General features: G+C 39.0%; 9 protein-coding genes and 1 pseudogene. 5 read left to right on the top strand and 5 right to left on the bottom strand.

What is annotated here, in order from left to right:
* A pseudogene (locus C1642_RS15810) lies at positions 1-959 on the bottom strand (rod shape-determining protein); the annotation flags it as partial.
* Positions 960-1,092: 133 nt separating this feature from the next.
* On the opposite strand from C1642_RS15810, the gene gatC reads away from it, so the two are divergent.
* From gatC to gatB, 3 genes are read left to right on the top strand one after another with little or no spacing between them, the layout of a single operon-like run.
* Positions 1,093-1,407, top strand: coding sequence for an Asp-tRNA(Asn)/Glu-tRNA(Gln) amidotransferase subunit GatC (gatC, locus tag C1642_RS15805; RefSeq protein ID WP_000107699.1), 315 nt, complete (start codon positions 1,093-1,095; stop codon positions 1,405-1,407).
* 53 nt (positions 1,408-1,460) lie between these two features.
* Positions 1,461-2,939 (top strand): Asp-tRNA(Asn)/Glu-tRNA(Gln) amidotransferase subunit GatA, encoded by a 1,479-nt coding sequence (gene gatA, locus C1642_RS15800; protein WP_103236569.1) that lies wholly within the window; start codon positions 1,461-1,463, stop codon positions 2,937-2,939.
* Entirely contained in the window at positions 2,939-4,408 is a 1,470-nt protein-coding gene (gene gatB / locus C1642_RS15795; RefSeq protein ID WP_000796648.1) for an Asp-tRNA(Asn)/Glu-tRNA(Gln) amidotransferase subunit GatB, read from the top strand. The genes gatA and gatB overlap by 1 nt, the downstream gene beginning before the upstream one ends.
* A 28-nt stretch (positions 4,409-4,436) precedes the next feature.
* Here gatB and C1642_RS15790 read toward each other — a convergent pair whose 3' ends face one another.
* The gene (locus C1642_RS15790) at positions 4,437-5,093 is read right to left on the bottom strand and encodes a hypothetical protein (RefSeq protein ID WP_103236568.1); all 657 of its coding nucleotides are present in this window, start codon (positions 5,091-5,093) and stop codon (positions 4,437-4,439) included.
* A 506-nt stretch (positions 5,094-5,599) separates the two neighbouring features.
* On the opposite strand from C1642_RS15790, the gene C1642_RS15785 reads away from it, so the two are divergent.
* Complete coding sequence (locus tag C1642_RS15785; protein WP_213064288.1) at positions 5,600-6,178, top strand: DJ-1/PfpI family protein; 579 nt, start codon at positions 5,600-5,602, stop codon at positions 6,176-6,178.
* A 78-nt stretch (positions 6,179-6,256) separates the two neighbouring features.
* Here C1642_RS15785 and C1642_RS15780 read toward each other — a convergent pair whose 3' ends face one another.
* Positions 6,257-6,775: a hypothetical protein gene (locus tag C1642_RS15780; RefSeq protein WP_103236567.1), complete on the bottom strand. Its 519-nt coding sequence runs from the start codon at positions 6,773-6,775 to the stop codon at positions 6,257-6,259.
* Positions 6,776-6,858: 83 nt separating this feature from the next.
* Positions 6,859-7,926: a DUF1176 domain-containing protein gene (locus tag C1642_RS15775; protein ID WP_103236566.1), complete on the bottom strand. Its 1,068-nt coding sequence runs from the start codon at positions 7,924-7,926 to the stop codon at positions 6,859-6,861.
* 124 nt (positions 7,927-8,050) lie between these two features.
* Between C1642_RS15775 and C1642_RS15770 the strand changes: the two genes are divergently transcribed.
* Positions 8,051-8,800 (top strand): DUF4850 domain-containing protein, encoded by a 750-nt coding sequence (locus tag C1642_RS15770; RefSeq protein ID WP_103236565.1) that lies wholly within the window; start codon positions 8,051-8,053, stop codon positions 8,798-8,800.
* A 41-nt stretch (positions 8,801-8,841) separates the two neighbouring features.
* On the opposite strand, the gene C1642_RS15765 is transcribed toward C1642_RS15770, so the two are convergent.
* The coding region (locus C1642_RS15765; protein WP_322869418.1) for an SbmA/BacA-like family transporter at positions 8,842-9,568 on the bottom strand (727 nt) is incomplete at its 5' end.

Below are 9,568 nucleotides of genomic sequence, written 5' to 3'. Positions count from 1 at the left end.
GGGTCTTCAGCAACAACAACTGGCAAACCAGTTTCTTGAGCTAATAATTTATCAAGGTTACGAAGTAACGCTCCACCACCTGTCAACACAATACCGCGCTCAGCAATATCAGAAGAAAGTTCAGGAGGAGTTTGTTCAAGTGCAGATTTCACCGCGCTTACGATACTTTGTAACGGGTCAGAAATTGCTTGAGTAATTTCGTCAGAAGTTACAGTAATCGCACGAGGTACACCTTCTGCAAGGTTACGGCCACGTACTTCAATTTCTAATGTCGTACCATCAGAAACAGCCATACCAACTTCTTTTTTAATAATTTCAGCTGTGGTTTCACCAATTACGCAACCGTGAGCTTTACGAACATAATTGATAATTTGCTCATCAAATACATCGCCACCAATACGTAAAGAATCAGCATAGACACAACCTTGCAATGAAATAATTGCAATTTCAGTTGTACCACCACCAACATCCACAACCATAGAACCACATGCTTGTTCAACTGGCATGCCAGCACCAATTGCAGCAGCCATTGGCTCTTCAATTAGGCGTACATCACGGGCACCCGCATTAAATACGGCTTCGCGAATTGCACGGCGCTCGACCAAAGTTGATTTACATGGTACACATACAACTACACGAGGTGCAGGTGGGAACAAACGTTTTTCGTGAACTTTACCAATAAACTGATTCAACATGGTTTCAGTCACTTCAAAATCTGCAATTACACCGTCTTTCATTGGACGAATTGCAGAAATATTCGCAGGTGTACGGCCTAGCATTTGCTTAGCATCTAGCCCTACAGCAGCAACAATTTTTTGTGAACCACTGTGACGAATTGCCACAACTGTTGGTTCATTTAATATAATGCCGCGGCCTGGTGCATAAATAAGTGTATTTGCTGTACCTAAATCAATGGCTAGATCCGGCGAAAACAAGCCAATTAGTCGTTTTAGAATCACGGTTCGTTCTCAGTTAAACTTTCATGTGGATGCAAGGTGGCAACTTTAAACTAAATGTGATGATTTGAACAAGTCAATCGCTTATTATAACGCACGATATTTTGAAAATTTTTAATACTGATTAGGTGATGTTATGTCTACATCGGATGCACAGCATTCAGCAGATTTAAATGCACAAACAGTTTCAGCAATCGCCAATCTTGCTCGATTGTCGCTCAATGATACGCAATCTGCTGAATATGCTCAAAGTCTAAATAAAATTTTAGGCATGATGGAAACCTTAAAAGGCATTGATACGGAAGGCGTAGAACCTTTAAAGAGTCCTTTTGACAATCCTCAACCTTTACGTGCTGATGTGGTAACTGAAAGCAATCATCGGGACGAATACCAAGCAGTTGCACCTGCAACTCAAGATGGTTTGTATCTTGTTCCTCGCGTGATTGAATAACTTTTAATCAATTAACCCATCTTCCCTATTTTGAATGTAAAGAAATTTTACTCATGACTGATTTACATCGCTTATCAATTCGCGAACTTGCTGAAGGCTTAAGCCAAGCGAAGTTTTCATCTCGCGAATTGACTGAACATTATTTAAAACGTATTGCTAAAATCGACCCGCAAGTTAAGAGCTATGTGACGGTTACTTCAGAACAGGCACTTCGCGAAGCCGATGCTGCCGATGCTGCATTAAAAGCTGGCAATGCAACTGCTTTAACGGGTATTCCTCTTGCCCACAAAGACATCTTTTGTACCAAAGGTATTAAAACCACTGCTGGTTCAAAAATGCTCGATAACTTCATTTCACCTTACGATGCAACCGTTGTTGAAAAAACTAAAGCAGCTGGTCTGGTTACTTTAGGTAAAGTGAACATGGATGAGTTTGCGATGGGCTCAACTTCTGAGAATTCATATGTCGGTGCAACGAGTAATCCTTGGGCACTTGACCATGTTCCTGGCGGTTCATCTGGTGGTTCTGCTGCAGCTGTAGCAGCTGATTTAGCACCATTTGCTACAGGTACCGATACAGGTGGCTCAATTCGCCAACCTGCTTCTTTCTGTGGTTTAACAGGCTTAAAACCAACTTACGGTCGTGTATCTCGTTTCGGGATCATTGCTTATGCATCATCATTAGACCAAGCAGGTCCAATGGCACGCTCTGCTGAAGACTGTGCTTACCTGATGAATGTAATTGCAGGTCACGATACTAAAGACTCAACTTCAGTTAAAAAAGAAGTCGATGATTACGTTGCAAACCTAAATAACACATCTGTAAAAGGCTTACGCATTGGTATTCCTAAACAATACTTTAACGTTGCAGGTTTAGATGCTGACGTAAAAGCACGTGTTGAAGAGTCTTTGAAAAAGCTTGAAGAAATGGGCGCAGCGCTTGTTGAGATCGACCTCAACATGACTGAAGCTTATGTACCAACGTATTACCTCATCGCGCCAGCGGAAGCATCTTCTAACTTGTCACGTTATGACGGTGTTCGCTACGGTTACCGCTGTGAAAACCCAGCTGACTTGATGGATCTTTACAAACGTTCGCGTTCAGAAGGCTTCGGTCCAGAAGTTCAACGCCGTATTTTAATTGGTACATACGCGCTTTCTGCGGGTTATTACGATGCTTACTATGTAAAAGCACAAAAAGTACGTCGTTTAATTCAACAAGACTTCTTAAAAGCTTTTGAAAATGTAGATGTAATTGCAGCACCTGCTGCACCAACAACTGCCTACAAAATCGGTGCATCTTTAGACCCTGTTGAAATGTACTTAGGCGATATCTATACCATCGCAGTGAACTTAGCGGGCTTGCCAGCGATTAATGCTCCTGTTGGTTTTGATAAAGACAACTTACCAGTAGGTTTACAGTTAATCGGTAATTACTGGTCAGAATCACAATTGTTGTCGATTGTTCACCAATACCAACAAAACACTGACTGGCACACCAAACGTGCGGCAATTGCTGAGGAGAATGCATAATGGCTGAAGCTCAAAAGTTGAAATTGATTGACGGTTGGGAAGTCGTTATTGGTATTGAGATTCATACTCAGCTTGCAACCAATTCTAAAATTTTCTCAGGTTCATCAACTGAATTTGGTCAAGACCCAAATACACAAGCGAGCCTTGTAGACTTGGCGATGCCGGGTGTATTGCCGGTTTTAAATGAAAAAGTGGTTGAACTCGCAATTCGTTTTGGTTTAGGGATTGATGCTTACATCGACCAAGCTTCAGTATTTGCACGTAAAAACTACTTCTATCCTGACTCTCCAAAAGGCTACCAAATTAGCCAAATGGATAACCCGATTGTGGGCTTGGGCCATATCGACATTCAGCTTGAAGATGGTACGACTAAACGCATTGGCGTAACTCGTGCTCACCTTGAAGAAGATGCGGGTAAGTCTGTGCACGACCAATTTGAAGGTATGTCTGGCATTGACTTAAACCGTGCTGGTACACCTTTGCTTGAAATCGTTTCTGAACCAGACATGCGTTCGGTTGAAGAAGCAGTTGCCTACATCAAAGCAATTCACACACTAGTACGTTGGTTAGGTATTTCTGACGGTAACATGGCTGAAGGTTCATTCCGTGCGGACTGTAACGTGTCTTTACGTCGTCCGGGACAGCCATTCGGTACACGCTGTGAACTTAAAAACCTCAACTCATTCCGTTTCATTGAGCAAGCGATCAATGTTGAAATTGAACGCCAAATGGAAATTTTGGAATGGGGCGGCGAAATTGACCAAGAAACTCGTTTGTTCGATCCAAATAAAATGGAAACGCGTTCTATGCGCTCTAAAGAAGAAGCGAATGACTACCGCTACTTCCCTGATCCAGACTTGTTACCAGTAATTATTCCAGATGAGCAAATTGAGGCCATCAAAGCAACTATGCCTGAGTTGCCAGCAGCACGCCGTGCACGCTTTATTGCAGACTTTGGTGTAACTGAATACGACGCACACGTACTTACGCTCTCACGCGAAATGGCGGACTTCTATGAAGCTGTTGTTGCTGCGGCTGGTGGTGCGAAGCAAGGTAAAATTGCTGCAAACTGGGTAATGGGTGAATTCTCTGGTGCTTTAAACAAAGCGGGCTTAGAGTTAACAGACTCACCTGTTTCTGCTGAACAGCTTGGCGGCATGATTGCGCGTATTATCGACAACACCATTAGCGGTAAAATTGCTAAACAAGTCTTTGGCTTTATGTGGGAATCGGAAGGTAAATCTGCCGATGACATTATTGCGGAAAAAGGCTTAAAGCAAGAAACTGACACGGGTGCAATTGAAGCAATCATTAAAGAAGTACTTGCAGCCAATGAAAAAATGGTTGAAGAGTACAAGTCTGGTAAAGAAAAAGCCTTTAACGGTCTTGTAGGTCAAGTCATGAAAGCGTCTAAGGGTAAAGCTAACCCTGCTCAAGTAAACGAATTAATGAAAAAATTGATTGGTTAAACTAACCAATTTTTTAGAAAAACCCGCTTTAGAGCGGGTTTTTATTTATATGTTTATTATTTTGATGTGCTATTTCTTTTAAATCTGTCATGATTTTTCGATAATCTTCGGCGTTTCTAATTTGAGCAAATTTCGATTCAATTTTTTTAAGCTCAATATCAGTTAAAACATCACTATTTACCTTCAAAAGGTACTCAAATTCTATAACTTTTTTTGCGATAAAATTTGTTTTAATACCATCATATGTATAAATAAAAAAAGGAATACAACCCAGTAAAAAATAAAAAGTCATAAAAATATAAAAATTTTTATGATTTTTTAAAGGCCAATTTTTATCTTTTTCAGTTCCATTAATACCATCTCGCTCCTCATCTAACTTTCTCTTAACTTTAGTGAAAAATAAAAAACATACTAATATAGTTATTGAACCAAGAAATGTAACTATTAAACTATATGCTTTAGCTTGAAATCTATCCAAACTTCGCATAGAAATACTTTGATATATCTCATTACTAAAACTAGCTGAGGTATCCACTAGAAAATTAATAACGCCATTGCTAAGAAAGCTTAATGCTGGTTTCAATAATATCTCCCAGACTCCACTACCTAAACCACCTATTATTAATGTTCCCAATATCCCAAGGACCCAACTTAAAGCTTTATGTTTTTTTATAAATTCTTTCATGTTCAATGCAACAATAAAATTTTGCTTAATAATACATCAATCGCTATAATTTTTAATAAATAAAATATCCTCTCTCATATTTTGCTTGAGTGCCAGAACAAATCTTGATTGTAAATTTTATCGCTTTACGAGTGTAACAATAGAAATCACATCAATTTTTTGTAAGAGTAAGTATTATTATGTTAATAGAGGAGCAGACTTTATCCCCCTTCTCAATATCCTCAACTTATTCCAAATCTCTGGCGTCAAAACGTCGTCACCGATTATTTAAGTGGATATAGCGCAACGTACCTTGCAATTATTGTTTAACTGCCGGGGCTTTAACAATATCTTCACCCACGCTTTGACCTAAATACTAGAAACCCTCGATTTATCGAGGCTTTTTTATATCTCTTACGAAGCACCCTTCGACGAAAGAATGCACTTTTTGCTAAAAATCATACTTTCATTGTGCTAATTTAAATTAAAAATTGAAATCACTTATATTTTAAAAAGAGGGATAAATCATGTCTAAAAAGATTTTAATGTTAGTCGGTGACTATGCTGAAGACTATGAAACTATGGTTCCATTTCAGTTCTTAACAGGTTTAGGTTATACCGTGCATGCTGTTTGCCCAAATAAAAAGAACGGTGACCATATTGCGACAGCTATTCATGATTTTGAAGGCGAACAAACTTATAGCGAAAAACGAGGCCACAACTTTGCAATTAACTATGATTTTGATGCCGTTAATACCGAAGACTATGTAGGTCTAGTCATTCCGGGTGGTCGTGCACCAGAGTATTTACGCATGAATGAACGTGTTGTCGAAATTGTACGTGATTTTGATAGAGTGAAAAAACCAATTGCAGCCGTATGCCACGGTGCTCAGTTACTCGCTGCAGCAGACATTTTAAAAGACCGCCTCTGCTCGGCTTATCCAGCATGTGCAGCCGAAGTAAAATTAGCAGGTGGGCAATATGCAGACATTGCTGTAACTGATGCCGTTACAGATGGTCATTTGGTGACTGCTCCGGCTTGGCCTGCACATCCAGCTTGGTTAACACAATTTGTGAAAGTTTTAGGCGCTAAGATTAGTATCTAAATAAGATTCTTCACCCCAAATACAATAAAGCCTGCATTTAGATAGCAGGCTTTATTACTAAAATAGAAAACTAGATTTTTATCTTGTAATTCCCAACTTATTCCAAATTTCTGGTGTTAAAAACGTTGTCACCAATTTATTTAAATCGATGTAGCGTAATGTGCCCTGCAACTGCTGTTTAACGGCTGGGTCTTTAACAATATCTTCACCCGCACTTTGGCCTAACTGCTGGAAAGCCTCCCCAACAGCCTTCACACCTTCAACCTGAATTACAGCTTTGGTCTGAGCAGAACATTGCTCTACAATTATCCGCTGTAAAACCTGAGCCAGTTTTTGATCTAACTGGTCTTTTTGCTCAGGCGTTACATTACTAAATGCTTTTAAATCTGGATGAGCCGCTAAAGCTGTAAATGTCCATTGGAGCACCGTAGTTTTATCTGAAGCTGTTGTTGCTTTAACTAAACAATCACTGAGCTGATCAACTGTTGGACCAGCCATCGCAATTTGTGTTGCGCCCAGTACAGTCGCCGCCACACATATTGAACGGCTCAGATGTGAAAACTTACGGCGAGCAATAGCATAAAGATGACGTGACATAGGTCTAGCTCCAATAAACAATCTGTTCTTTTTATCACAGAGTCACTAAAGTTACCTGTTATGACTCTGTAACCGCAAAATAGTTACTTTACGACTGATTCAATGCGATCAAGCTCCCACACTCCACCTGCTGCCAAGCCTTTACACATACCCGTCCACATATCCTTAGTATGCACAAAACTCTTGCCGTCCCATACCCATTCTTCACTTGCCCAGCAATCTCCAATGCCTCGTCCCTTTTGAGCACTACTAATAATACCGCTATCAAAATCTGAGGCGGACTCAGTCACAAACATTGCCTTACCGTTTAAAGACTCATCGAGTACCCATGCCCCATACCCTTCGTTATAAGCCCCTCTCCAGCACAATGTAGTCGCCAGAACTTTCTTATTGGTTAATTTATATAGCTCAATTTTCTGTGGTTCGGCTCCATCACTGTTACCACCATAAATACCTTCACAAAAGCCGTCTTCTTTCGGATTCGGTTTAGCAGCCATCAAACTACGGTGTATTGCTTGGTACTGTTTATTTTTAGGCTGTAAAGTTAAATAAGGTTTGGTTGAAGTCTTAATACGCTTCACAACTAGTTTTGGTTCAGGCATAAGCACTTGATTTTCATTGGCACTGCCCTTTTTGACCAAAGCACCCACAGTCCCTATACGCTTCTGAAAATCATCCATCTTTAATAATACGGCAGTCATTCCAGCATCGGAAATTTTCCATTTATGCTGCACATTTTTAAATACAATTTCAGTCTTCTGTTTCGACTGCTGTAGTAGAGCATTGACTTGCGAGCTGTTTAGCTTACCCATAATTGGCAGCTCAGTACCGTCCACACCCACTGCACCTAAATCTTTGCCATTTATATAAAAATGGATATTTTTAAGCTGGTTTGCAGGTATGCTTTGTTCATAGTCAGACAAAGCAAACTCAATCTGCACAGGTTGTTTTGGGCCTGCTTTACGTGTTAATAAAATTGAAGCGGGATTATCACCATTTTCTTCGTTTTGATACCCTGCAGCCTTACAGGTGCCCGTATTACTGCAAGAGATTTCCCACTCTTGGTGAGAAAATGAAATACCTTTTATATCTTGAGCAAAACTATAAGAACTTATTACTGCCAAACAACAAATTGAAAGTATATTTTTCATTTTTTCATGTCTCTACACGTCTGTTTTATTATGAAGTTAACAACAGTGTTAAATTTTGAGTTACCGTCTAGTTTAAAAGAATATGTTAGATTTATATAAGATTTAAATTGATTACTTTCTAAAAATGAAAAAACTAAATTTTTTATTATGGGCAACATTAGTCAGCCTAAATTCAACTGCTTATGCAGAAGTAAAAAGCTTTACTCCTCATTTCCCCAAATTTTATAGCTCTGCTGCAACCCGCAAAGCAGACAATCAATTCTATGCTCTTGGAGAGGCAAAATTTTTAAACGGCGTTGTAGTCCCTTTTTATGGCGTTACGGCACAAAGCCCGATAGAAGATGGTTTACTTAAAAATTTTGAAAAATGCACGCCTAAAAGCTGTAGTTTTAATTTTAAACTTGATGCTCAACATGCCAAGCAATTAAAGCTTCTTGCATTACCTGAAGTAGGTTTAGTACTTGTTCCACGTAACTGGCAAGATGTTCAAGCAAATGCAGGGGCAAATGGAACTGGTTTTGCTCTAATCATGAGTCCAGATCAAAAGCAAGCGATAAAGCTTTATGACTCTTCATTTTGCGTTGGATGTGGATTACCCAATGCAACGCTTTATTTTCCTGAACTATTAAAAGAAAGTCTTGAAAATGAATATGGTGGTTTTAAAGACCCTAAAAACCTTATCAATATTGTTCATCCCTCTAAAAAAGTCGCTTTTTTTAGCTACCAAATTCCTCAAGTGAACAATAAAACCCATGGTATTGCCAAGTATGATGATGAAGACACTTTTAACTATAAAGAGATTCAAGTCACCTTAGATAAGTCGCAGCAGTTTCTAGTTGGCCCTATCCTTAATTTTTATAATGCAACCCATTAAATCAATAACCATAAAAAAAACCCGCTTTCGCGGGTTTTCTTTTATTTATGCAATATAGACTCAAAAGCTTTTAAACGCTTATAAATCGAAAGCAGTTCAATAATGGTTTTCCATGAACTAATTAAATATTGGAATGAATCCCGCACACGCCCAAAAACATTCATAATTTGCTGCATTAAACCTAAAGTAAGTTTACCAGCAGCAATAGACGGGAAAAGAACAACTAAATTATATAGAATATCAAGTTGACCATACCATGTTGCAGTCATATTAAAGTAAGCATAGTGGAAGTAAAGACGAAAATAGTTTTTACGGACATTTGCAAACAGTTCTTTTAATGTAACAGGTTGAGCACGTTCTGCATGATCTTCGCCATAAACCAATTCTTTACGGTAAGCTGCTTCTACTTTTTGATTGTTAAATTGTAATCCTGGTAATTTAATACCAACCACCATGAGTAAAACAGTACCAAAAATTGACCATACAATTGCAGCCCATACCAAAGAATGATTGAGCTCACCAACTAATGGTAATACAGGCACATATTTAGACAAATGAAATAAAATAGGTAAAAAAGCAATTAAAGTAATCACCGATTTAACTAGTTCAACACCCAAATCTTCCATAATAGTTGCGAAGCGCATAGTGTCTTCTTGTACACGTTGCGAAGCACCTTCAATATGGCGAAGCTTTTCCCAATGTTCAGTGTAGTACTCATTCATTGCTGTACGCCAACGGAATACGTAATGACTTGTAAAGAAAGCAGTA

The sequence above is a fragment of the Acinetobacter sp. AKBS16 genome (assembly GCF_002899995.1).
Lineage (GTDB): Bacteria > Pseudomonadota > Gammaproteobacteria > Pseudomonadales > Moraxellaceae > Acinetobacter > Acinetobacter baumannii.
This window is presented reverse-complemented; position numbering and strand designations above follow the sequence as displayed.